A 23195-nucleotide genomic window follows, 5' to 3' on the forward strand; every position below is an offset into this window, starting at 1 on the left:
TTCAGGACCGCTGAGCCTGGTGGCGTTCCCACAGCCAGCCGAGGCGGTCGATCCGCCACAGTTGCGCGACGACGACCAGCGTCGCACCGAACACCGTCGGCCACACCGAGAGCACGACCAGACCCCACACGATCAGCCCGAACCCCAAGGCGCCCAAGGTGACCAGCAGCCGGAGCACCTGACGATGGTCCGGCGGCACGAGCTCGCGGTCCTCCAGCCAGGCGCGTTCTCCGTAGATGCCGCGGGCGGCCCAGCTCCGCGGTTCACGCACCGGCGGAAACGCCCTCGGGTTGACGAACAGCCAGACGATCACGGCGGCGATCGCCACGAGGCTCCACCACCCGATCCACGTCCGGCTCCAGATCGCCAGCAGCATCAACGGGATCGCGGCGAACCGCGTCCACACGCTCCACGGGTTGGCGTGCCGCTGCCACGCCTCGTCGTTCATGCCGAACGTCTTCGCGATGCGGTCAACCGCGTCCATTGTGGATCCCCTCACGGCCTGGTCGTCCTGTCGATCTCGGTGAACGCGCTCAGCCAGCGGTCGTCGGCGAAGAGTCCGCCGGTCAGCATCTCCAGACCGGCCCGCGCACCGCGCACGGCGGTCGCGGTCTCCGCCGGATCTCCGCCCAGCAGCCGGCCGACGTGATCACCGAGGACGAGCGGTGCCAGCAACCACGACACGTAGGTGACAGCCCGCGCCCGCGAATCGGACGTGGGGCGCACCCAGCCCTCCGCTTCGCCGTCGGCCAGCCACACCTGCGTGCGTTCGACGATCTCGGCGAACAACGCGCCGGCCGCCTCCGTGTCGTCGAGCAGCGCCCGCGCCAGGTACCGCCGCACGGGAGTCGCGGCGCTCAGCACCTCGCCCAGGGCCTCGGTCGCCGCCTCGTCGCCGGACCGGATCGAGTCCAGGACGTAGTCGTCGCAGGCCTGGCGCAGGCCTTCCTTCGAGCCGAAGTGGTGCACGACCAGCGCGGGGGAGACCCCGGCGTCCGCGGCCACCGCCCGCACCGACGTGCCGGAGATGCCCTCGGAGCCGAACCGGGTCAGCGCGGCGTCGCGGATGCGGGCCCGCGCCGTCAGATCAGAGGCTGAACGCATGTGCAGAGTATTGAACATCTGTTCAGCCCTGTCCAGGTTGGCGGCCCCGGCGTCGCTCCCGCCGGTATTGACAGAGCCGCCATCTGCGAACAAACATGGAAGCGCTCTCATAACCGGTCTGGACCAGTTCTCGGACCGGAGGCCTCCGACCGCCCTGCAACCGGTCGGGGGACCTGCTGACAGAGCCCCCCTGCACAAGGAGTCAGATGCGCACTCGAACGAAGTGGTTCAGCGCGCTCGCCGCACTGGCGGCGATCGCATCGGCGGCCATCGCGAGCACACCGGCACAGGCGATCGGCCCCGACCTGCTGCCGCTCAACGTCACCAACAACAGTGGCCGGTCCGAGGCCGTGCACCTGTACGTCCTGGGTACCGACATCCGCAACGGCCGCCTCGGGTACGTCAACCAGGCGGGCGCGTTCACACCGTGGTCGCCGGGCGGCAACCCGCCCACGCCCGCACCGGACGTGTCCATCGCCGGCCCCGGTCCCGGTGGCACCGCCACGCTGCGAGTGCCCCGGTTCATCTCCGGCCGCGTCTACATGTCGTTCGGCGAGAAGCTCAAGTTCTTCCTGACGCCCGACGGCCTGGTGCAGCCGGCGCCGTGGGCGGGCGGCGACCCGAACAGCGGCATCCTGTTCGACTGGAGCGAGTTCACCTACAACGACGCCGGCCTGTGGCTCAACAGCTCCCAGGTGGACATGTTCGCCGTCCCGCACGCGGTCACGGTGACGGGCGCGAGCGGTGCCACGAAGAAGACCGGCGAGCTGAAGTCCGGCGGACGGGACGCCGTCATCAACGGCATCCGCAACCAGGCGGGCTGGGGCGGGTCGGTCATGTCCCGTTCGGACGGCACGGTGCTGCGCGTACTCGCGCCGGGCAAGGCGGCCGACGTCGGCAACTTCGACCGCAACTACCTGGACTCGTACATCACCCAGGCGTGGAACGCGTACATGACCAAGACGCTGACCGTGCAGCCGTTCGGCGACCGGCCGGACGTGAAGTACTTCGGCGGCACGTCCGGCGGCACGATGAACTTCAGGAACACCGCGGGGCAGCAGGTCGCGTCGTTCACGAAGCCGTCCACGGCGAACGTGTGGGGCTGCGACGGTGCGCTGCACGCACCCAACGACCAGGTGGTCGGCCCGATCGCGCGCACCCTGTGCGCCGCCCTGCACCGCTCCACGCTCGGACGCATCGACGTCCAGCCCGGCGGCGGCCCCGCGGACTTCTACCAGGGCGCGATCACCAACCACTACTCGCGGCTGGTGCACCAGAACATGGTGGACGGCAAGGCGTACGGGTTCGCGTTCGACGACGTGCAGGCGCAGGAGTCGCTGGTGCACGACGGCGACCCGCGCTCGGCCGGCATCATCCTCACCCCGTTCAGCGGCGGCTCCACGCCTCCGCCCGCCGCCGTCAGCAGCATCGTCAGCGACTGGCACGGCAAGTGCATCGACGTGCCGAACTGGAACTTCGCCGACGGCCAGCGCCTGATCGTGTGGAACTGCACGGGCGGCACGAACCAGAAGTTCGAGTTCGTGGGCGGCACGCTGCGCACGGAGAACAACAAGTGCGTGGACGTGGCGTGGGGTTCGACGGCCAACGGCGCGGCCGTGCAACTCGCGACCTGTTCTGGCAACCCGGCCCAGCAGTTCGTGCTGTCTGGAGCGGGTGACCTGGTGAACCCGCAGGCGAACAAGTGCGTGGACATCGCGGAGTGGAACCCGAACAACGACGCGGTCCTGCACATGTGGGACTGCGTCGGCGGCGCCAACCAGAAGTGGCACCGCGCCTGACGCACGACATCTGACGCCGGGGCGCCCTGCGCGCCCCGGCGTCTCCCGTCAGCAGGGTGGTGCGTACGGAACGTCCGGGACGTGCCTGCGCCACTCGTCCTCGGTCAGACGCGGTCCCGCCGAGTCGCACGCTTCGGCGACGGCGGCGCCGAGATCCGCGTTCAGCAGCCGCATGGTCGGGTCGAACATGCTCCACACCAGTGTCCGGCCGTCCGGACTGAACGCGATGTCGGCGACGGCGATGGCGGCGCCGGACAACGTGGCGATCTCGGTGACGTGCCCGGGATCGGTGACGTTCCACAGCCGCACCGTGCGGTCGTCGCTGCCGGACGCGAGCGTACGACCGTCCGGGCTGAACGCGACGCTGCCGACGACGTCCTCATGACCGGTGAGCGAGGGGAGCTCGGAAGGCTTGCGGGGGTCGGAGACGTTCCACAGCCGCACGGGCTTGTCGTTGCCACTGCCGACCGCGAGCGTGCGCCCGTCCGGGCTGAAGGCCAGGTCGTACACGTCGATCCTGTTGCCGGACAACGACATGATCTCGGCACCGTCCTGCCACAGCCGTACGCTGTGGTCGTCGCTCCCGGTCGCCAGCGTCCTGCCGTCGGGGCTGAACGCCACCGCGCGCACCGCGTCCGTGTGGCCGCGCACCGTGGCGGTCAGGACCGGGACGCGCGGGTCGCTGACGTTCCACGTCCGCACCTCTCCCGTGCCGGAGCCGGCCACGACGGTCTGACCGTCCGGGCTGAACGTGACCGCGCGCACGGATCCCAGGCCGGTCAGCGTCGCGATCTCCTTCTGCTCGGTCCACAGCCGCACGGTTCCGTCGTCGCCGCTCGACGCGAGAACCTTCCCGTCCGCGCGGTAGGACAGTGCGCGCACGGCGCCGGTGTGGCCGGTGAAAGTGCTGAGCCGGACTGGTTTGCGCCGGTCGCTGACGTTCCACAGGTGGATCGAGTGGTCACGGCCCGCCGTTGCCAGCGTGCCGTCGCTGCTGAACGTCGCCGTGTAGACCTCCTCCTCGTGGGCCGTCACGACGGTCGCCAGCGTGCTCAGCACCGCGTCGTGCGTCTTGCGCGTCGCGGCGAGGTGGTGTGCGGCCAGACCGAGCTGCAGCCCGAGGGACGGGTTCGCGCGATGCTCCACCACCGCCTCGGACGAGAGGTTCTGGGCGATCGCGCTGTTGCGCTGCGACGTGATGTCGTTGCGCGCCCGTACCGCGTAGAACGTCGTCGCCGCCGAGACGACCAGCAACGCCGCGAGCACTCCGACCAGGTAGCCGAGGCGTTTCGCACGGCGCCTTGCCGCCACGTGTTCCTCGGCTTCGGCATCGGTGCTGGCCTCGACGAACGCCCGTTCGCGAGCCGTGAGGGCCTGAGATCGGGTGGCCCATTCGCGGACGATCGCCAGCCGGGCTCCCCGGTACAGCGCGCTGCGGTCGCGGTCGAGTTGCTCCCACACGTCGGTGGCGTGGGTCAGTTCCCGGTGGACGCGCTGCCCGTCGCGGTCGCTGCTGAGCCATTCCCGGAACCGGGGCCACGTGCGGATCAACGCTTCGTGCGTGATCTCGATGCTGTCCGTGTCGCGCACGACGAGCCGTGCGGCGGTGCACCTGTCCAGCACCACCGCGGTGTCCTGGTCGTCGTCGAGTTCGGCCGGGGAGATGCGGCGTTTGGTGTCCTCGGTGCTCTCACCCAGCACGGCGAGGCGCCGGAAGAGGTCCCGCGCACGGCCCTGCTGGCGCGCGTCGAACGAGCCGTACACCGCCTCGGCTGTCTTCGCGAGCGCGCCGTCGATGCCGCCGACAGCCTGGAACCCGGTGAGCGTGAGCCGGTTTCCGCTGCGCCGGCGCCACGTCTCCAGCAACGCGTGCGACAGCAACGGCAGGACACCCGCCTGGCCGTGGGCGTGCGCGATGAGCGTGGCCGCCAGGTCGCTCTCGACCGTGCAGTTCGCCTTCATCGCGGGCAACGTGATCGCGCGACGCAGCTCCTCGGCCGTCATCGGCCCCACGGTGAACTGGGAGTCCTGCAGCGCGCCCGCCAACTCGGGAACCATGCAGCAGTGCGTGTAGAAGTCCGACCGCACGCCGATCACCGCTCGGCGGCCGAGCAGTTCGGCGATGAACCGCGTCCGTTCGTCCGGGTCCTGACAGAGGGTGAAAACCTCCTCGAACTGGTCGACCACGATCACGGTCTCCGGGGAGGACGGAAAATCGGGCACCATCCGCATCGGATGTTCACCCGGTGTCCGGAGAACGTGCGCCGGCAGCCGTGGAAGAAGTCCCGCGCGAATCAGGGACGACTTTCCCGACCCGGACGGTCCGAACACCGCGACGAACTTCTGCCGTTGCACAAGGGCGAGCAGATCGTCGACAAGGCGTTCTCTGCCGAAGAACCGAGACGCGTCCTCAGCGCGGTAGACGGAAAGTCCGACATAGGGCGCCTGGTCGTAATCCTCCGGTTCGGCGACAACAGTCGCGTTGAGTTCGGTCGCGAGAGAGTGCCACCGCTCCTCCCACAGTTCGACGTCACCGTCGCAGGCGCGGACGTAGGCGAGCGTGACCTCCAGACTGGGGAACTTGCGCCCGCCAGCGGCCTCGGCGAGCGTCGTCGCGGAGTAGCCACCGCGCTTCCCGAGCTCGCGATAGGACGGGCCACCGGCGTCCTGACGCAAACGTCGCAGGTCAACGGCGAACTCGACAAGAGCGGTCCCATCGAGCTCCAGCGGTCGCTCCGGGCGTGGCACCTGATGTCTCTCCTCGGATTCGTGTTGTCCGGTGCGGCGCTCTCCGGCGCCTGACAACGCAACCACGCTATACACATCACGGGTCCGGCCTCGATGGCCATCAATTGGGGGTGTCATCGAGGCTGGACCGGTATCGCGGTTCTGGACGCCGAAAGGCGACCGGGGCCGCATTCGCTGTGCGCACGCATCCGGACAGTCAGACCAGAGACCGCGGCCGGCGTGCGACGTGTTCGAGTCAGGCGGCCCGGACCTGACGTGGGCCCACGTGACCATCGCCGGCGGGGCCCGTCCGCGTGGTGGCTCGGCCCTCCGCCACTTTTCAGGAACGATTGTTCTTGACTGATCGTTCCTGAAAACGCTACGGTCGTCGCATGGGACGACGCAGGTCTTTCGACGTCGACGAGACGGTGGAGGCGGCGGCGGACCTGTTCGCCCGCCGTGCCTACGACGGTGTCTCGATCGACGACCTGGTCACTCGACTCGGAGTGCACCGCAACAGTCTCTACAGCGTGTTCGGCAGCAAACGCGGCCTGTACCTGGCGGCGTTGCGCCGTCACGTCGAGCAGGACGTTCGCCCGCACCTGGCTCGTGCCGCCCAGCCGGAACACGTGCCTGCGTGGGACTTCCTGTTGGTGGCCGCGGTCGATCGGGCGCCCGACGACCCCGAGGTCGCCGGCCTGGTGTCGTCGGTCTTCGCCGAAGTCGACGAGGCGACGGGTGACCCGCGCGCCACCGAGGTGCTGCTGGGTCGATGGCTGCGCGGTCGAGCGGAGGCCGTGCGCCACGGAGCGGCTGACGTCCCCACCATTCGTGATGCGCCGGAAACGGCGCCCGGCAAGGAGATCTGACATGGCGACGATCAGCGTGCAAGGCCAGGACCTGGTTGTGGAGATGAACGGCCTGGACAAGTTGTGGTCGTTGAAGAGCAAGCTGACCATCCCGCTCGCGCACGTGCGTGGTGCCACGGTTGATCCGGGAATCCTGGGGGAGCCGAAGGGAATTCGGGCGCCGGGCACGCATCTGCCCGGGGTGATCACGGCCGGCACGTTCCACCAGGACGGCGAAAAGGTCTTCTGGGCGGTCCGCGACGCGCTCAAGGCGGTGGTCGTGGAGTTGGCCGACGAGCACTACACCCGTCTGGTCGTCGAGGTCGACGACCCTCGCGCGGTGGTGGCCATGGTCGAACAAGCGACGAGCCGATGATCGTCAGAGTCGCTTCGGCACTCGTGGCGGCGATCCTCGCCGCCGGCATCACGCCCAACGCCGCCGCGTCCGCCTTGCTCGCCGCAGGCAGCCACGACTCCACGGCCTGGCTGCCCGCACGCGCCGAGCAGGTGTCCTTCGTGGTCGAGGGCACGACCACCTACGGGACGCTCCACGTGCCGGCGCGGCGGCGCGGTGAACGCCTGCCCGCGGCCCTTCTGCTGCCGGGCAGCGGTCCCACCGACCGCGACGGCAACCAGTCGCCATCGCTCACACCCAACACCATCCGGGATCTCGCCGCGGCGCTGGACCGCGATCGCGTGGTGACCCTCCGGTTCGACAAGTACGGAACGGGCCGCACAGGACTGGGAGCCTTTGCCGGGCGGCCACAGGACATCGACTACCCGGCCTTCGTGCGGCAGGCCGCGGCAGCTCGCGACCACCTGCAACACCGTGCCGAGGTGGCACGGGGCAGGGTGGCTCTGGCCGGTCACAGCGAAGGAGCCATGACCGCACTGGTGCTCGCCGCGCACGCACCTCCCCGCCAGCGTGCCGCCGCTCTGATCATGCTGCAGCCCCAGGCGTTGCGGCTGCTGGACGTGCTCGCCATGCAACTGCACGACCAGATCAGGCAACTCGTCGATGCCGGAGGGATGACCAAGCAGGACGCGGAGATCATCGACCGGGCGATCGACGTGGCCGTCGCGGACCTGCGAGGTGGCCGCCCCGTCGACACGACGACCATGCCGGCACCGCTCGCCGCGCTCTTCCAGTCGCTGGCGGGACCAAACCGCCGGTTCGTGACGACGGACGACGCGGTCTTCCCACCCGACGTCGCACGCGGGCTGCCGCCGATGCCGGTGCTTCTGACCTGCGGCGAGCTGGACCCCCAGGTGCCCTGTCACACGACCGACCAGCTCGCATCCGTCGTGGGCCACCGCGTGGTGCTCCCCGGTGTCGGCCACGCGATGATCACCGCCGACGGGACGTTCTCGCCTGTCCTGACCCGTGAGCTCAGTGCCCTGCGGTGGTGACGGGCTGCTTGGCTTCCGCGAGGCTTGCAAAGGGTGAATGACGACAAGCGGTAAAAAGCAGAGAAGCAGGTAGAGACGAATCTCTACCTGCTTCTCTGGAGTACGCCGCCAGGGACTCGAACCCCGGACCCGCTGATTAAGAGTCAGCTGCTCTAACCAACTGAGCTAGCGGCGCTTGTTTGTGTGCCGGAGTCTTGCTCGTTCCGACGTGAAGAACGTTAGCACAGGGGTTCCAACGGGTTTTCACGCGGGTCACCCGTTCGACGCTTTGAACCCCGTGTGCAGGAGCCACTGGGCCGCCGCGTAGGTCGGCATGACGCCCGACGACGCCACTCGCGTCGCGCGTCCTTTGAGGACGAACCGGCTCGCGCCGAGCAGGGCGTCCGACACCGCGAACAGGGTGGCACCACCGAGAACTCGTCGTGCGCCGGCGCCTCGGGCCGTGGAGGCGGCGGCGACCATCGTGCCGAGGGTCAGGGCGTAGAGGCCTACCGGCTTTCCCAGCGGGCCTGCCGCTCGCGCGAACAGCACGGCTCCTGTGGCCGACGCCACGACGATGGGGACGACGGCCTTGCGCGAGCCGGGTGATGAGCGGCGGGCCAGAGCGGCGGTGTAGCCGAGGTGGGCGACCAGGAAGCTGAAGAGTCCTGTTCGGAATGCCCGGTCGGAGTCGCCCAGCAGTGCCACGTCGCCCAGCCACGAGCCGGCCAGGCCGACCGCCATGCCGGGGTCGCCGGGTGGGCTGGCGAAGGCCAGTGCGGGCATCAGCGCGGTCTTCGTCACAGTGCGCGCGGGCTTGGCGCCGCGCACGGTTGCCGCGATCGAGTCCACGATCGCGGCAACCGCGTACGCCTGCTTCTTCATGAGCACCTCTCCGTTGAGGCGCTCACCCTAGAAGGTTCAGCTCAGGGTCACCGCCGTGTCGTCGATCACGAAGGACGTCTGGAGCGAGGCGTCCTCCACTCCGGTGAACTTGACGGTCACCGTCTGGCCCGCGAACGAGGACACGTCGAACGTCTTGAGGACGTAGCCCGCCGCCGCGTTGGTGTTCGAGAGCGTGGCGAGGGTGGTGGTGCCCGCGGTGACCGTCAGCTTGTCGTAGACGGTGCTGCCGGTCTCCTTGGTGTCGATGTGGACGTAGAACGTCAGCGACGCCTTGCAGCCGGCGGGGATCGTGACCGACTGGGACAGCGAGTCGGTGTGCGAGGAGCCGTAGCCGTTCAGCCAGGACGACCAGGTGCCGGTGCGGGCGGGTTCGCCGTCCGCGCTGTGCTGGCCGATGACGCCGGAGCTCGCGGTCCAGGAGGCGGCGCCGGACTCGAAGCCCGGGTTGGCGAGCTTCTGGCCGGAGCAGGTGCCGCCGCTGGTGCCGACGGTCCAGCTGAACGACGCGGTGCCGCTCTTGCCGGCGCTGTCCTGCGCGGTCACCGTGACGTTCGAGGTGGCGGCGGTGGTCGGGGTGCCGGAGATGGTGCCGTTGCCGGAGTTGAGGGACAGGCCGGCGGGCAGGCCGGTGGCGGACCAGCTGTACGGCGCGGTGCCGCCGCTCGCCGACAGCGGCAGGCTCACCGCGGTGCCGACGGTGCCCGACTGGTTGCCGGGGTTGCCGACCGTCACCGTGCCGGTCGCGCCGCACGTCGGGTCGGCCGACTGCGCGGGCACGCTGATCGCGTCCCAGGCCGCCTTGACCGTGTCGAACTCCGCGCAGCTGCCGGGGTAGAGGTTCTTCGCCGCGGTCAGCGTCCAGGTGCGGTACTTGAGGTACGAGCTGCTGGAGGTCTTGAGCAGCATGGCGTTGTAGAAGATCTTGATGGCCTTCTCGACGCCGAGGCCGGTGATCGACGTGTTGTTGCACGTGGTGCTCGCCGGCTGGCCGTTGGTCGGGTTCGTGCCCTGCGAGAGCAGGTAGAACCAGTGGTTGCCGGGGCCGGCGGCCGCGTGGACCTCGGCGTTCGGGATCGAGCTGGAGTAGCAGTTCGCGTGGTTCAGCGCGGACGGGTTGTACATGTTGCGGATCGGGCCGCGGCCGACGAGGTCGATCGTCTCGCCGACAAGGAAGTCCGGGGTGTCGTAGGGCGACGGTTCGTTCGCGAACCACTCGGTGGTGGCGCCGAAGACGTCCGCGACGAACTCCTGGGTGCCCGCGCCGGAGATGCCGCCCGGCGTGTGGTCGTCGATGCCGTGGCCGAGCTCGTGCGCGACGACGTCGATCGAACCGATCCACTGGCCCGCGGAGTTCTTTCCGATCTGGACCTGGCTGCCGTCGTAGTAGGCGTTCTGGTCGTTCAGGCCGACGCGCATCGGCCAGCCGCCGCCGTTGCCGTCGAAGCCGTTGCGGCCGAGCCACTGCGAGAGCATCTTCGACTCGGTCTGCGCCGCGAACAGCACGTCGACGCAGCCGGTCTCGCGGTTGGTCTGGGTGCCGTTGCCCCACGTGTCGGTGGTCTTGGTGAACGTCGTGTTGTTCGCCGCGTCCTGGCAACTGACGTTGGTCAGCGTCGGGTCCTTGAGCGAGTAGTTCGAACCGGACTGCGTGGTGGCGATGGTGACCGGGTTCGGGCCGTTCCAGCCGCTGGTGCCGGTGCCGTGCATGACGCGTTCCTGCTTGCGCAGCACCTTGCCGGTGGCGGCGTCCACGACCACGTCGAGCTTGCTCGGGCCCTCGGAGTCACGGCCGGTGACCGTGACCTTCCACGCGAGCGTCGGAGCGGAGTCGAGCGCGTAGACGACCTGGTCCGCGGTACCGACTCCATCCACAGTGGACATCGTGGTCCTCGCGGTGGCCTCGGCCTGCGCCTTGGTGACGGAAGGCGTGGTGTTCGCGAGGTCGATTGGCGCGTTCTGGCTGACGGAGGTCTGGAGGACCTGGCCGGTCGAGTTCGTGACGACGACGAAGTCGCCGCCCACGACCGGAATTCCCTTGTACGTCCGGTCGTACGGGACGTACTTGAGGCCGTTCGTCGACGAGATCACGCCGTGGCGGACGAACTCGTCGTTCGATCCGGCGTGCAGCTGGGACGGGCGGCTCGCGACTAGGCTCGCGGCCGCGTCCACGGCCATCGCCTCGGCGGTCTGAACGGGTTGGGCTGCGGCGGTCTGCGCGCCGGTCTGGGTGAGAACGGCTGCGACCAGTGAACCTGCCGCGGCCAGCACGAGTGTGCGTCTGGCTTGCATTTTTCTCCTCGTTGCAGGGCGAACAGACCGGCCCTCGGTTGCAGGGGGAGCCGGTGCGTTCGTCGAGGTGAATGTGGTGGCGGAGCAGGGAAAGGATGAGTTGCGCGGCGATGGTTAACAAGTACTAACTTATTCACACCAACAATTCGTGCGCATTTGTAGGACTTGCGTCCGCGCATTCCTTTGTCTGGCTTGATGTTCGATTTGCCCCGAGAAGTCTGCGCAGTGCGGTTGGCGTCTGTCCGAGGTGTTCGCGCACCGTGCGGCACAGGTGCGCCTGGTCGGCGAACCCGAGGTCGGCGGCGAGCACGGCGAGGCTCGGTTCCCCTTCCTCCAGGCGGTCCAGCGCGCGGGACACGCGCACTCCGTTGCGGTAGCGGGTCAGCGACACCCCGAGCTCACGGGTGAAGGCGCGGCTCAACCGATATGGCGAGACACCGAGAAGGTCAGCCAGCGGAATCAGTCCCGACGCGGCCGGGTGGTCGTCGCCGATCACGCCACGAGCCTTCGCCACCAAAGCCCCGTCACCGGTGCCGGCCGGAGTGGGACCGGTGACGACCTGCTGGACGGCTGCCGCCACCAGCCCCACGAGTTCCTCGGCCCCGTCGTCGCGGGCGGCCAGCAGCAGCCGCCGATGGGCGAGATCGAGCCTGCCGTCCACGTACAGCGACGATCCGGCCGGCACTGGCGCTTCACCGGCCAGTGAACGCCACAGGTCGGGCCGCAGGCTGATCGACGTGCACACGTCTCCGCCGGCGGGGTGGGAGAAGTGCTCCTCCTCGCCGGGTAACCCGAGATAGCCGACCGTGCGGTCCAGATCGGTGCAGACACCCCGGACCCGGCGCCGGAACCCGCCACTGCGCACGAGCACGAGCCGCACGTCCGCGCGCGGCTGCTCGGCCGACCAGCCGCGGTGGTCGTCGCGGCAGTCCACGGCGGACACGGTGAACTCCGGACGGGCCGCGAGAGCGATGAAGGAGAGCACCCCTTCAGGCTAGGGACGAGGTCTGACAATTTTTCGCGCGCAAGGATGTTCAAGACCCGGGAGGCGGTCGCGGAGCAGGCTGGTGCCCGTCGACCCAGAAGGAGAAGAAAATGCCCGCCCAGCTCACCACGATCGTCCTCGACTGCGCCGACCCCGGCCCGCTGGCCGAGTTCTACCGCGCGGTCACCGGGTGGAAGATCACCTCCAGTGACGACGATTCCGCCTACCTGGGCGAGAACGGCGTCCAGCTGGCGTTCGTCCGCGTGCCGGACTACCGGCCTCCGGCGTGGCCCGGCTCGGACAAGCAGGCGCACCTGGACTTCCACGTCGAGGACGTCGAGCTCGCGGTCAAGCGGCTGCTCGAACTCGGTGCCACCAAACCGGAGTTCCAGCCCGGCGAGGGGCAGTGGACCGTGCTCGCCGACCCGCAGGGCCACCTGCTCTGTCTGGCAGCGTGACGCGCCATGGCCTCCATCAGCCTGGAAATCACGGTCGAGTCCAGCGTCGACGACGTGTGGAAGGTGATCGGCGAGTTCGCCACCGGCCCGTCGCGGATGGCGCCGGGGTTCGTGGTGGACACCCAGGCCGAAGCCGACTTCCGGACCGTCACGTTCGCCGACGGCACAGTGGTCACGGAGCGCCGCGTCGGCGTCGACGACCAAGCGCGCCGGATCGCCTACTCGATCGTCGGCGGTTCCGTGGAACCGATCCACGACAACGCGTCCATGCAGGCTTTCCCCTACGGCGAAGGGCGTTGCCGGCTGGTGTGGACCCGCGACGTGCTGCCCGACCGGTTGGCCGCGCCCATGGCCGACTCGATGTCGCGTGGACTCGAAGTCATCAAGCGGACGTTCGAGAAGTCGTAGTGCGACAACGGAAAACTCCTCGCCGCACGGTGTGCGCTCACCGTGGAGGTCGGCCGTAGCAGGGTGGCTTCACCGTGCTGGTTGAAGTAGTAGCTGTGCGCGGTGGAGCACTGGCCGAGGGAGAACACCGAGTTCTGCGTGACCTTGGCGCGCATGCGTTCGAGGAACTCGTCGTTGGCCTGCTGCGTGATCTCGAAGACCGCCGAACCGCGGGAGCGCATCGCCGTGAACAGCCGTCGCATGTGGGTCATCTGGCACTCGATCGTCGTGAAGTACGAGAGTCCGCTGTAGGAGTAGGGACTGTTGAGCGACAGGTAGTTCGGGAATCCCGGCACCGTGATGCCTTCGTAGGCCTGGAACCGGTTCTGCCGCCACCACGCCCCCAGGTCCCTGCCGTCGCGCCCGATCACCTCGAACGCCGGGAAGTTGGTGTCCCACAGGTTGAATCCCGTTGCCAGCACGAGAACGTCGATCTCGGTGCGACCCTGCGCCGTCACGACACCGGTGGCGTCGATCCGTTCGATCGCCGACGTCTCCAACCGCACGTGCGGCCGCGTGAACGTGCGGAAGTAGTCGTTGGAGAACGTGGGCCTCTTGCAGCCGAACGAGTAGTCCGGCGTGAGCTCGCGGCGCAGCTCCGGGTCGCGGACCTGGCGGTGCAGGTGCGCCCGGCACCACCGCTCCGCCAGCCGGTTCACGACCCGCAACTGCTTGTAGCGCACCACTCCCGAGATCATCATCAGCTCGAGGACCGAGCTGCCCACCCACCGCACGGCCCGTTGTGCGAACGGCAGCCGCGCGAACAACTTCCTGACCGGCGACGGGATCGGGTAGTCGGGCTTCGGGCTGACCCAGATCGGCGTGCGCTGGTACACGGTCACGGCGGACGCCTGCCGCGCGATTTCGGGGATCAGTTGCACAGCGGTGGCGCCGGTGCCGATGACCGCCACCCGTTGTCCGGTCAGGTCGGCAGGCTCCCAGGCGGCGGTGTGGATCACTTTGCCCTGGAACGACTCGACGCCCGCGATGTCCGGCGTCTTCGGCATGGACAGGAACCCCGTGGCGGTCACGAGGTACCGCGCGGTGAAGGTCTCCTCGCCGGCGACGACCTCCCAGTGGTCGTCCCGCCAGCGAGCGCCGGTCACCGTCACCCCGAAGCGCATCAACGGCCGCAGCCCGTACTTCGCGGCCACGTGCCCGGCGTAGCGCTTGAGTTCGGAACCCGGCGCGAACAGCCTTGACCAGTGCGGATTCGGCTCGAACGAGTACGAGTAGGTCGAGGACGGGATGTCGACGGCCAGCCCCGGATACCTGTTCACGTGCCAGGTGCCGCCGAGGTCGTCCTCCCGCTCCAGGATCAGCAGGTCGTGCAGGCCGAGCCGCTTGAGCTCGATCGCCGCGCCCATGCCGCCGAACCCGGCACCGACGATGACTGCGTCGTACTGCGGGGCCATTCCGACCTCCTGCATCGAACGGAATCGCGTGTCAGTTTCGGAACCGTATGTCAGTTCCAGGGTGATCGCAAGACTCCGCAGGTCATAGACTTGGGCGCATGACGTCCAGTGCCGAGCCCGTCAGCCGCGCCGAGCGCAAGAAGCAGGAGCTGCGCCGCGAGATCATCGACGCGGCCTTCGACTGCTTCGCCGAACGCGGCTACCACGCCACCGGAATCGCCGACGTGGCCACGCGCCTGGGCATCGGGCACGGCACGTTCTACCGCTACTTCCAGAACAAGCGGGACATCGTCGACCACGTGGTCGACGATCTCGTCGGACGCGTCACCGGCGCGCTGACGGCCGAGAACGCGCCGGACGCGGTGTCGACCCTCGCCGAGTACCGCGAACAGTCCGCGCGCATCGGCGAGTCACTGGCCCGCATCTTCGGCGAGGACCCACGCGTACCGCGCCTGCTGCTGTTCGAGGCGCCCGGAATCGACCGCGCCATGGCCGAACGGATCCTGGACCTGTTCGACCTGGCCGCCGCGCTGACGTCCGCGTACCTCTCGCACGGCGTCGAACTGGGCTATCTGCGCGCCGACCTCGACGTCGACAACACCGCCAGGGCCATCAACGGCATGATCCTCGGCACTGCGATCTCGTCGCTGCGCACGCCGGAAGCGCAGACGGCGCAAAGCGAAGCGCTGCGGCGCGTGATGTACGACGGCATCGCGGCCCGCTGACCAGAACGCGGAAGGCCCCGACCGGCGAACCGGTCGGGGCCTTCCCCTGCGAGAGAACTACCTGCCAGATCAGCCGATCAGGCGAGTGCCCTGCCAATCCCAGCCGCGCATGACGCCCTGGTACGCGCCTTCGGACTCGTTGTACGCGTACTCCACCAGGAGGCCGTTGGTCGTGATGACCGTGAAGTGGTCAGAGTCGCCACCGGCGATCAGGCGGATGTAGGTGTTGCCGTCCGGGTTGCCCGTCTCCGGGAACTCCGTCAGACCGCTCTGCTCGTTGACCCAGAAGGACATGGAGTTGAGCGCGTCACCCTTGATCTCGATGAACAGGAACGGGTCGAGACCCGTGATGCTCTTCGTGGCACCCCAGCCCACGCCCCTGACGATCTTGCTGAGGCCGTTGGAACCGTCGAACGTCCAGTAGGCGAGCTCGCCCTGGTTGTTGATCTCGATGAACTGGTTGCCGGCGACGCCGGTGATCAGGCGGGCGTTGTTCCAGCCCGTGCCGACGGCGGCCTCGCTGTACCAGCTGCCGTTCCACGTCCACTTGGACAGGCGGCCGTCACCCTTGATCTCCACGAACGTCTGGGCGTCCAGGGTGGTGATGGCGCGGGTGCCCTGCCAGCCCCAGCCGCGGAGCTGCCTGGAGTAGCTCTCGCCCGCCCGCTGCCAGTGCACGAGCTCACCGGCGCCGTTGATCTCCAGGAACGACTGGCCATCGGTCGTCTGGATCTTGGAACCACGATCGCGATCGAGGCCCTTGAACGTCTTGCTGTCCCCCTGCGCGATGCTCGGTGCGGCGCCGACGACGGTGACCATCGCCGCGATGCCGACCACAGCTGCAACTACACGCTTCAAACGCATGATTCGACTGCCCCCATTAACAATCAGTCGGTGTCCGACGTTGCCATCTTGGCGGGAGAACGCGCAGGTCACAACCCATTTGTGTGCTATGTGAAACACGCGCGACACATCGGACGATGGAGGAGGTACGCCGGATTTCGTCCAGGATCGTTCAACTGAGCCAGGTTCGTGCGGCGACGACCAGAGCGTCGACTCCGGTGGACAGCGTCGGCTCGATGTCCGGCGCGTACTCGGGGGAGTGGTTCATCGCGACCGGCTGACCGGGTTCGCGGGTGCTGAAGTCCGTGCCGCCGAGGAACCAGAACACCGTCGGAATCCCTGCGGCCGTACCGAAAACGCCGACGTCCTCGCTGGCGTTGACCACCGCGCCGGGAATCAGGTTGTGCTTGCCGAAGTGCTCGGCGAACGCGGCCATGGTCGTCGTGGTCGCGTCAGGATCGGACACGAGCACGGGAGTGCCGTCGTACCAGTCGAACTCGGGCTCGCGCGGTGCCCCGGAGGCGGCGGCCTCGGCGCGGGCGATCCGTTCAACCGCGGCGCGAACGATGCCGCGGACGTGCTCGTTGAACGTCCGGATGTTGACGCCGATCTCGGCGGTCTCCGGGATGACGTTCTCCTTGGTACCGGCCTGCAGCCGCCCGACCGTGACGACGGCACGCTCGGACGGTGCGATCTCGCGCGCGACGATGCCTTGCAACCGCACTACGACGTGCGCGGCCATCAGCACGGGATCGACCGCGGTCTCCGGCGCCGAACCGTGACCGCCCCGGCCGAACAACGTGACCCGCACCGAGTCGGACGCCGCCATCAGCGGCCCGCTGCCGTACGCGATCATCCCGGCCGGCAGCGGGCTGACGTGTTGTGCCAGCACGACTTCCGGCTTGCCGAACCGTTCGAAGAGGCCGTCGGCGACCATGTCCCGTGCGCCGCGGCCCAGTTCCTCGGCGGGCTGGAACACCACGAGCAGCGTCCCCGTCCACTCCTCGCGGGTCTGCGCCAACCGCTCGGCCGCCCCGATCAGGCACGTGGCGTGCATGTCGTGCCCGCACGCGTGCGCCACCGGCACGTCCTCACCGTCCACAGTGGTCGCACGAGCCGTTGACGCGTAGGGCAGTCCTGTCGATTCCCGCACGGGCAACGCGTCGATGTCCGCCCTGAGCATCACGACCGGGCCGTCGCCGTTGGGCAGCACGCCCACCACGCCAGTGCCGCCGACCTCGGTGGTGACCTCGTATCCCAGCGGCCGCAACGCGTCCGCCAGCACGCCGGCCGTGCGGAACTCGCGCAGCGACAGTTCGGGGTGGCTGTGCAGATCGCGATAGAGCGCGTGCAGGTCGGGCACCGTGTCTCCCTCAGTCCTGGCCGAGCTTCGGCAGTGCGTCGACGAGCGCGGCCAGCGAGCGCAGCAACGCCTCCCGGTCCGCGGCGGGCAACTGGGCGAGCAGACGTTCCTCGCCCCGCTGGATCTCGGCCTGGGCCGCGCCGTGCCGGCGACGGCCCTCTTCGGTGATCGTGACGAGCCGCGCGCGCCGGTCCGCCGGGTCGCGGGTGCGTTCCAGCAGGCCGTCGTTCTCCAGTTCGTCCAGCACACCGATGATCCGGCTCTTGTCCGCGCCGATGAACTCCGCGAGCGCGACCTGGGTGCGCACCGGCTGGCCTTCGAGGGTGTCGAGCACGACGTAGCCCCACATGCTCAGCCCGTGCGCGCGCAGCACCGGCTGCTCGGCGGCGACCAGCGCTCGTTGCAACGGCGCGATCATCGCCGCGAGGTCACGTCGCCGGCCATCCACGAACAGGATGATAGCTACCTTGCGTCAATAGTAAGCATATGCCTATCGTGGGCATATGCTTATCAATGATCTGCTGGCTCTCCACCACACCGCGGTGCGGACCAGCGTGGAGATCGTGTCCCAGGTGTCGGCCGACGACTGGGGAAAGCCGACGCCCTGTTCCGAGTGGACAGTCGCCGACCTCCTCGCCCACATGACCGTCCAGCACCACGGTTTCGCCGCCGCGGCCAGGGGTGAGGGCGGGAATCTCGCGGTCTGGGAGGTGCGGCCCCTCGGTGCCCGGCCGGTCGCCGGCTACGCCGAGGCCGCGGAGGACGTTCTCGCGGCCTTCGCGGAACCCGAAGTGCCGCAACGGGAGTTCGACCTGCCGGAGTTCGGGCCCGCCGCGCGGTTTCCGGCGATGCAGGCGGTCAGCTTCCACCTGATCGACTACGTCGTGCACGGCTGGGACGTCGCGCGTTCGCTCGGGCTCGACTACCGCCTGGCCCCGGAACTGGCCGAGCCCGCGCTGCGGATCGCGTTGGCGGTGCCGGACGGTGAGAGCAGGCTGAAGCCTGGCGCGCCTTTCGGGCCCGCGCTCGCCGCAGACGACGAAGATCCGCTGAGCCGCGTCCTGACTGCCTTGGGGCGTTCGCCGAAGCGGTGAGTCCCTTCAGGCACGCGACACGATGAGGCGGAAGCCGGCGTCCCACTCGTCGAGGTCGAGCAGGTCCCGGTGGCGCTCGTGCCAGCGGCCGCTGCCCAGGTCGGCGCGTAGCTGCCGGATGCCGCGCTCGACAGCGCCGGGATCGGTTTGCGCGAGCGCGGAGCAGGCGCGGCGGACGCGGGGATCGAGGTAGGCGGCCGGGCGTCGCCAGTAGGCCGGGAACACGCCGTCGGTGAAGTCCCAGGGTAGCGGCAGCACGGTGACGCTTTGAGCGCCGAGTTCGTGCGCGATGTCGTCCGCCGAAGGTCGCGTGCGTTCCAGGTCGGCGATCTCGGGCACGTACTCGCGGACGAACCAGAAGTCGATGTGCCGCAAGGTGTCGTAGGCGAGGACGACCTGAAGTGGTGCGATGCGGCGGAGTTCGGCGAGACCGGCGCGCCAGTCCGTCCAGTGGTGGACGGTGAGCACGGCCAGCGCTGCATCGACGGCGTGGTCGCGGACCGGCAGGGCTTCGGCGACCGCGCGGACGGCGGGGCTCGCGCCGGGTGGTCGTTGCCGGATCATCTCGACGGACGGTTCGAGGGCGAGCACCGTCCGGTCGTGCGGCTCGTAGGAACCGGTGCCCGCGCCGACGTCGGCGATGGAACGGGCGGTGCCGAGCGCGGCGAGGATCTCGGCCATCCAGCGCGGGTCGGTGCGCCGTCCCCACGAGTAACCCGTGCCGATCTCGTCGTACAGATCCGTTCCGCTCATGCGTCCCCCCGGCTTCCGAGAGTAGCGAAAGTGGCCCGGCGGTGGTCGGGACCGCCGGGCCACTCCTTCACGGCGGTGTCACGGGGTGACCGGTGCGTTGGTCAGGCCCTTCACCGCCCCGGTCACGGTGTTCGACGCGTAGACGACGTTGGGCATCGCCGTGCACTTCGACACCGAGGTGATGTTGATGGCGTACTGGCCGACGCCGCCGAGGTCGGAACGGTTGTTGCGCCAGACGTTGCCGCAGCCGTTGGGCAGGCTGGGGGTGGTGCTGGTGTTGTGCGTCTCGTAGCCGTTGGCGAAGGTGCCGGGGCTGCGGAACGTGCCGGTGTTGTCCTCGACGAGGTATCCGATGCCCTTGACGTCGATCCAGGAGTCGGCCGAGTTCTGGCCGGTGATGCCCTGCCCGTCGAAGGTGTTGCCGCGGATGATCCCCTCGTAGGTGCCTTCCTTGACGTCGATCGGCTCGGCCGCGACGTTCGGGCCGATCTTGTTGTTCAGCACCTGGACGCGGTCGCTGCGGTCGATGCCGCCGTTGTTGCCGTGGCAGGCCCAGTTGGAGTTGGCGGAACCGAGGTACACGCCTTCGCCGTAGCCGGGCTGGACCAGGCCGGTGTCGGTGATGGTGGAGTTGCGGATGATGCCGTCGGCCGAGGAACGGCGGAAGTGGACGGCCTCCTCGTCGACGTGGTGCACCGAGACCGAGTCGATCGTGGTGTGGTGCGAGTTGTCGAGGACGATGCCCTTCTTCGACTCCCGCACGGTGAACCCGGTGAGGTTCCAGTACGGGGAACCGAAGACCCACAGGCCGTAGCCGGAGTCCCAGCCCGCGGTGGGCGCGGGGCAGGACGGGGCCTCGCCGGTGGGGCCGTCGTTGATGAGGACGGCGTCCCGAGGCCCGCTCAGGGTGATCGGCTGGGACGCGGTGCCCGCACGGCCGTTGACGACGAACGAGCCGCGGTAGGTGCCCGCCGCGAGTTTGATCGTCTGGCCCGCGATGGCCGCGGCCAGTGCTGCCTGGAGTTGCGCCGCGGTGGAGACGTCGACGGTGCTGCCGCCGCCGGTGCCCGGACTGGTCGTGGCGCTGACCGCCGCGCTCGCCGCCGACGTGTTGCCCGCCGCGTCCTTGGCGCGCACCGAGAACGAGTACGCGGTGGCGGGGGACAGGCCGGTGACCGTGGCGGACGTGCCGGTGACGGTGGCGTTGACCGCGTTGCCGAGCAGCACCTCGTAACCGGTGACGCCGACGTTGTCAGTGGACGCCGTCCACGCCAGCGACACCGAACCGGACGTCACGCCGGTCGACCGCAGACCCGTCGGTACGGTGGGCGCCTGCGTGTCGGTGGGCGGAGTACCGCCGCCACATGCCACGCCGTTGATCGTGCAGTTCGTCGGAAGGCTGCCACCGGACGCGTTGAAGCCGAACTTGGTGCTGGCGCCGGGTTTGACGGTGCCGTTGAAGCTCGCGTTGGTGAACTTGTGGTGCTGGCCCGTGGAAGTGCGGACGGAGCTCCAGGAGCTGGTGATCGTGGTGCCGGACGGCAGGTCGAACTCGACCGTCCACGACGTGCTCGCGGCGTCACCGGAGTTGGTGATCGTCACGTCCGCGCCGTAGCCGCCGTTCCACACCGACGTCTGGGTGACCGACGCCTTCAGCACGGGTGCCGCGGCCTGCGCGGACCCGCCGCTCAGCAGTGCCGCGACCGTCGCGGTCACCGCGGCGAGCGCGAGTGCTCGTGTGCCCATCAGTTGCCTCCGCAGGACTTGCCGTTGACGGTGCAGCCGGCGGGGAGACCGGCACCCGAGGCGTTGAAGCCGAACTTGGTGCTGGCGCCGGGTTTGACGGTGCCGTTGAAGCTCGCGTTGGTGAACTTGTGGTGCTGGCCCGTGGAAGTCCGCACGGAACTCCAGGAACTGCTGACCGTGGTGCCCGACGGCAGATCGAACTCGACCGTCCACGACGTCGTCGCGGTGGCGCAGCCGTTGGTGATCGTCACGTCGGCGCCGTAGCCGCCGTTCCACACCGAGGTCTGGGTGACCTTGGCGGTGACGCACGCACCCGCAGGCGGCGTGGTCGTCGTGGTGGTTGCCGACGTCGTCGTGGACGTGGTGGTGCTGGTCGGCGGGGTGCCGTTGACCGAGCTCAGGAACAGCGACGCCGCCGAGTCCGTCTTCGTGGCGTCCACGCCGTGGCCGCCGGTGAAGTCGCGCTGCTCGTTGGTGGCCCAGTCGGTGATCGGCGTGCCGCCGATGTCCAGGTGCTGGTAGGCCGTGCCGTTCCAGCCGAACTGGTAGATCCGCGAGTGGTCGGCGTAGTAGTCGTTGAACGTGCCGCCGGTCGCGGTCTGCTTGGTCATCGTGTTGTTGAAGAAGACGTTGCGGGGACCGGACGCGCCGGACCACTTCACCGCCTTCTTGCCGGCACCCCACCAGATCGGGAACCAGTTGGAGTTGTCGGGACCGCCACCGCCCTCCTCGCCGCAGTTGGCGCGGCAGTTGCCGGAGCGGTGCGCGTAGGGCACCCGGACCGTGTTCAGCTCGAACAGGTTGTTGCGCTCCCAGCCGCCGTGCAGGTTCAGGTCGGAGTCGAAGTCGTTGCCGATCACGACGTTGCCCGAGGCGGACCACTGGAACGTGAAGTGGCGCAGGTTGCGCGAGGTGTTGCCGGTGTACAGCGAGTCCCACACGCGCGAGCCGCGGAAGTAGCCGTTGCCGCCCTTGCCCTTGTTCCACGAGCCGTCGAGCTCGTTGTTCACGATCTGGAGGTTCTTGGCCTCCTCGGTGACGATCGGGTGCGAGCCCGTCATCTCCGCTTTGATGCCGCGCACCCAGGAGTTGGCCGCCCACTTGAAGACGATGCCGTGCATCTCGGCGGCGGGCGCCATGTTGCCGTAGTTGTTGATCGAGTCGGCCTGGTTGAGGCCAGGCATCGCCTGCGTGAAGCCGAAGTCCTCGAAGCCGACGCCCTCGACCGGGTCGACCAGCGGGGACACCTTCGAGTCGTACGGCGTCCCGTCGATCGGCGCGGAACCGTCCGAAGTGGAGTTGACCGGGACGTCGTACTCGAGCGGCTTGTCCAGCGTCACGGTGTTGCCCGAGACCGAGGTGACGGTGAAGATCTGCTGCCGCATGTGCATGTTCAGCATCGGGAACCCGGTGCCGGTCGCCTGCTGCTGCTCGTAGAACTTGACCGAGTTCGCGGCACGGACGTTCACGAACATGCCGGCCTTGATCCTGGTGGCCGACTGCACGGTGATCGTGCGGTCACCGGTCCTGGCGGTGGTGGCCACCTTCGCGCCGACCTTCCAGTGCACGTTCACCGTGCCCTCGAAGATGTCCTTGCGGTTGGCGGGAGCCGCGGCGTAGTCGCTCGCGTAGCTCGGGTCGACACCGCGTGACTGGACCCGGAACAGGCCGCGGCCCGGCCACAGCCAGCCGCCCTTGCCCGCACCGGAGGTCATGCCGTCCTCGTCCCAGTCGGAGCCGTCCGGGGTGAGGGCGTCGTAGAGGGTGTTCGCGTCCGGCCGGTAGGTGATCTTCGTGGCGTCCTTGCCGGCCCCGCGCAGAATCAGGTAGTCGGCGTCCACGTGCAGTTCGCGCGACACGGCCAGCTCACCGGCGGGCAACGTGATCAGGCTCAGCTTCGTGTGGCTCGCCGCCGGCGAACAGTTCGTTTTGATCGAATCTATGGCCGACTGCAGACCCGTGGAATCGTCCAGGCCGTCATTCGGCTTCACGTTGAACTGGCTCGCCAATTCGGCCGCGGTGATCTGGCACGCCGCACTGGGGTTGATCTCGTTCGCACCGGGGAGGTTCTGACCACCCCGATAACCGGCTTTGCTCCAGTCGTACAGCCCGCTCACGGGCGCTCGACGATTGCCCGCCGAGGTGTCCAGTCCGGTGAGCGCGCCCGCAGCGGGTGCCGCGCCCGCGGCGTTGACCAGCACGGCGATGCCCACCGCGGCGAGAGTGCCCACGATTCCGAGCGTGGCGGCTCGTCGTAGGCCATGACTTCGGGACACGGATGCCTCCAGGGAACAGTTCGACCAC

At 68.8% G+C, this 23195-nt stretch carries 20 protein-coding genes, 1 tRNA gene and 1 pseudogene; 8 read left to right on the forward strand and 14 right to left on the reverse strand.

The annotated features are described in order from the left end of the window. Position 1: 1 nt before the first annotated feature. A complete protein-coding gene (locus BM417_RS24970) occupies positions 2 to 484 on the reverse strand; it encodes a DUF6653 family protein (protein ID WP_093598969.1) in 483 nt (160 codons plus the stop codon). An 11-nt stretch (positions 485 to 495) separates the two neighbouring features. Further along, positions 496 to 1104 carry a TetR/AcrR family transcriptional regulator gene (locus tag BM417_RS24975; protein WP_093598972.1) on the reverse strand — a complete coding sequence of 203 codons (609 nt, stop codon included), beginning with the start codon at positions 1102 to 1104 and terminating at the stop codon, positions 496 to 498. 206 nt (positions 1105 to 1310) lie between these two features. Here BM417_RS24975 and BM417_RS24980 point away from each other — a divergent pair, with 206 nt between their 5' ends. Next, positions 1311 to 2903, forward strand: coding sequence for a glycoside hydrolase family 64 protein (locus BM417_RS24980; protein WP_093598975.1), 1593 nt, complete (start codon positions 1311 to 1313; stop codon positions 2901 to 2903). Between the two features lie 48 nt (positions 2904 to 2951). On the opposite strand, the gene BM417_RS24985 is transcribed toward BM417_RS24980, so the two are convergent. Further along, a complete protein-coding gene (locus tag BM417_RS24985) occupies positions 2952 to 5651 on the reverse strand; it encodes a WD40 repeat domain-containing protein (RefSeq protein ID WP_093598978.1) in 2700 nt (899 codons plus the stop codon). Positions 5652 to 6022: 371 nt separating this feature from the next. On the opposite strand from BM417_RS24985, the gene BM417_RS24990 reads away from it, so the two are divergent. From BM417_RS24990 to BM417_RS25000, 3 genes are read left to right on the forward strand one after another with little or no spacing between them, the layout of a single operon-like run. Next, the gene (locus BM417_RS24990) at positions 6023 to 6499 is read left to right on the forward strand and encodes a TetR/AcrR family transcriptional regulator (RefSeq protein ID WP_093598981.1); all 477 of its coding nucleotides are present in this window, start codon (positions 6023 to 6025) and stop codon (positions 6497 to 6499) included. A 1-nt stretch (position 6500) separates the two neighbouring features. After that, complete coding sequence (locus BM417_RS24995) at positions 6501 to 6854, forward strand: hypothetical protein (protein ID WP_093598984.1); 354 nt, start codon at positions 6501 to 6503, stop codon at positions 6852 to 6854. Continuing rightward, positions 6851 to 7888: an alpha/beta hydrolase gene (locus tag BM417_RS25000; protein WP_093598987.1), complete on the forward strand. Its 1038-nt coding sequence runs from the start codon at positions 6851 to 6853 to the stop codon at positions 7886 to 7888. Before BM417_RS24995 ends, BM417_RS25000 begins: the two co-directional genes overlap by 4 nt. Positions 7889 to 7989: 101 nt before the next feature. Here the strand turns inward: BM417_RS25000 and BM417_RS25005 are convergent. From BM417_RS25005 to BM417_RS25020, 4 genes are all read right to left on the reverse strand, one after another. Then, positions 7990 to 8063 (reverse strand) — tRNA-Lys (locus BM417_RS25005). A gap of 77 nt (positions 8064 to 8140) precedes the next feature. Next, positions 8141 to 8752 carry a lysoplasmalogenase gene (locus tag BM417_RS25010; protein WP_093599388.1) on the reverse strand — a complete coding sequence of 204 codons (612 nt, stop codon included), beginning with the start codon at positions 8750 to 8752 and terminating at the stop codon, positions 8141 to 8143. A gap of 36 nt (positions 8753 to 8788) precedes the next feature. Next, positions 8789 to 11062 carry a M4 family metallopeptidase gene (locus BM417_RS25015; protein WP_177320587.1) on the reverse strand — a complete coding sequence of 758 codons (2274 nt, stop codon included), beginning with the start codon at positions 11060 to 11062 and terminating at the stop codon, positions 8789 to 8791. Positions 11063 to 11195: 133 nt separating this feature from the next. Next, entirely contained in the window at positions 11196 to 12047 is an 852-nt protein-coding gene (locus BM417_RS25020; RefSeq protein WP_093598989.1) for a helix-turn-helix transcriptional regulator, read from the reverse strand. A 110-nt stretch (positions 12048 to 12157) separates the two neighbouring features. Here BM417_RS25020 and BM417_RS25025 point away from each other — a divergent pair, with 110 nt between their 5' ends. Further along, entirely contained in the window at positions 12158 to 12505 is a 348-nt protein-coding gene (locus BM417_RS25025; RefSeq protein WP_093598992.1) for a VOC family protein, read from the forward strand. 6 nt (positions 12506 to 12511) lie between these two features. Next, positions 12512 to 12835: pseudogene (locus BM417_RS25030) on the forward strand (SRPBCC family protein); the annotation flags it as partial. Here the strand turns inward: BM417_RS25030 and BM417_RS25035 are convergent. After that, the gene (locus BM417_RS25035) at positions 12787 to 14367 is read right to left on the reverse strand and encodes a flavin-containing monooxygenase (RefSeq protein WP_093599394.1); all 1581 of its coding nucleotides are present in this window, start codon (positions 14365 to 14367) and stop codon (positions 12787 to 12789) included. The pseudogene BM417_RS25030 and the gene BM417_RS25035 overlap by 49 nt on opposite strands. 98 nt (positions 14368 to 14465) lie before the next feature. Between BM417_RS25035 and BM417_RS25040 the strand changes: the two genes are divergently transcribed. Further along, positions 14466 to 15092, forward strand: coding sequence for a TetR/AcrR family transcriptional regulator (locus BM417_RS25040; RefSeq protein WP_093598995.1), 627 nt, complete (start codon positions 14466 to 14468; stop codon positions 15090 to 15092). 69 nt (positions 15093 to 15161) lie between these two features. On the opposite strand, the gene BM417_RS25045 is transcribed toward BM417_RS25040, so the two are convergent. From BM417_RS25045 to BM417_RS25055, 3 genes are all read right to left on the reverse strand, one after another. Further along, positions 15162 to 15950 carry a hypothetical protein gene (locus tag BM417_RS25045; protein ID WP_143138794.1) on the reverse strand — a complete coding sequence of 263 codons (789 nt, stop codon included), beginning with the start codon at positions 15948 to 15950 and terminating at the stop codon, positions 15162 to 15164. A gap of 157 nt (positions 15951 to 16107) precedes the next feature. Further along, complete coding sequence (locus BM417_RS25050) at positions 16108 to 17298, reverse strand: amidohydrolase (protein ID WP_093599001.1); 1191 nt, start codon at positions 17296 to 17298, stop codon at positions 16108 to 16110. 10 nt (positions 17299 to 17308) lie between these two features. After that, positions 17309 to 17746, reverse strand: coding sequence for a MarR family winged helix-turn-helix transcriptional regulator (locus BM417_RS25055; RefSeq protein WP_322788985.1), 438 nt, complete (start codon positions 17744 to 17746; stop codon positions 17309 to 17311). Positions 17747 to 17801: 55 nt separating this feature from the next. Between BM417_RS25055 and BM417_RS25060 the strand changes: the two genes are divergently transcribed. Next, on the forward strand, positions 17802 to 18392 hold the full coding sequence (locus tag BM417_RS25060; RefSeq protein ID WP_093599007.1) for a TIGR03086 family metal-binding protein: 591 nt from the start codon (positions 17802 to 17804) through the stop codon (positions 18390 to 18392). 6 nt (positions 18393 to 18398) lie between these two features. On the opposite strand, the gene BM417_RS25065 is transcribed toward BM417_RS25060, so the two are convergent. From BM417_RS25065 to BM417_RS49320, 3 genes are all read right to left on the reverse strand, one after another. Beyond that, positions 18399 to 19145, reverse strand: a complete 747-nt coding sequence (locus tag BM417_RS25065; RefSeq protein WP_093599010.1) for a class I SAM-dependent methyltransferase — start codon at positions 19143 to 19145, stop codon at positions 18399 to 18401. Positions 19146 to 19223: 78 nt separating this feature from the next. Continuing rightward, positions 19224 to 20891 (reverse strand): cellulose binding domain-containing protein, encoded by a 1668-nt coding sequence (locus BM417_RS25070; RefSeq protein ID WP_093599013.1) that lies wholly within the window; start codon positions 20889 to 20891, stop codon positions 19224 to 19226. Then, on the reverse strand, positions 20891 to 23122 hold the full coding sequence (locus BM417_RS49320; protein ID WP_245822145.1) for a cellulose binding domain-containing protein: 2232 nt from the start codon (positions 23120 to 23122) through the stop codon (positions 20891 to 20893). The genes BM417_RS25070 and BM417_RS49320 overlap by 1 nt, the downstream gene beginning before the upstream one ends. Positions 23123 to 23195 lie beyond the last annotated feature (73 nt).

It is taken from the genome of Lentzea waywayandensis (assembly GCF_900115955.1).
Lineage (GTDB): Bacteria > Actinomycetota > Actinomycetes > Mycobacteriales > Pseudonocardiaceae > Lentzea > Lentzea waywayandensis.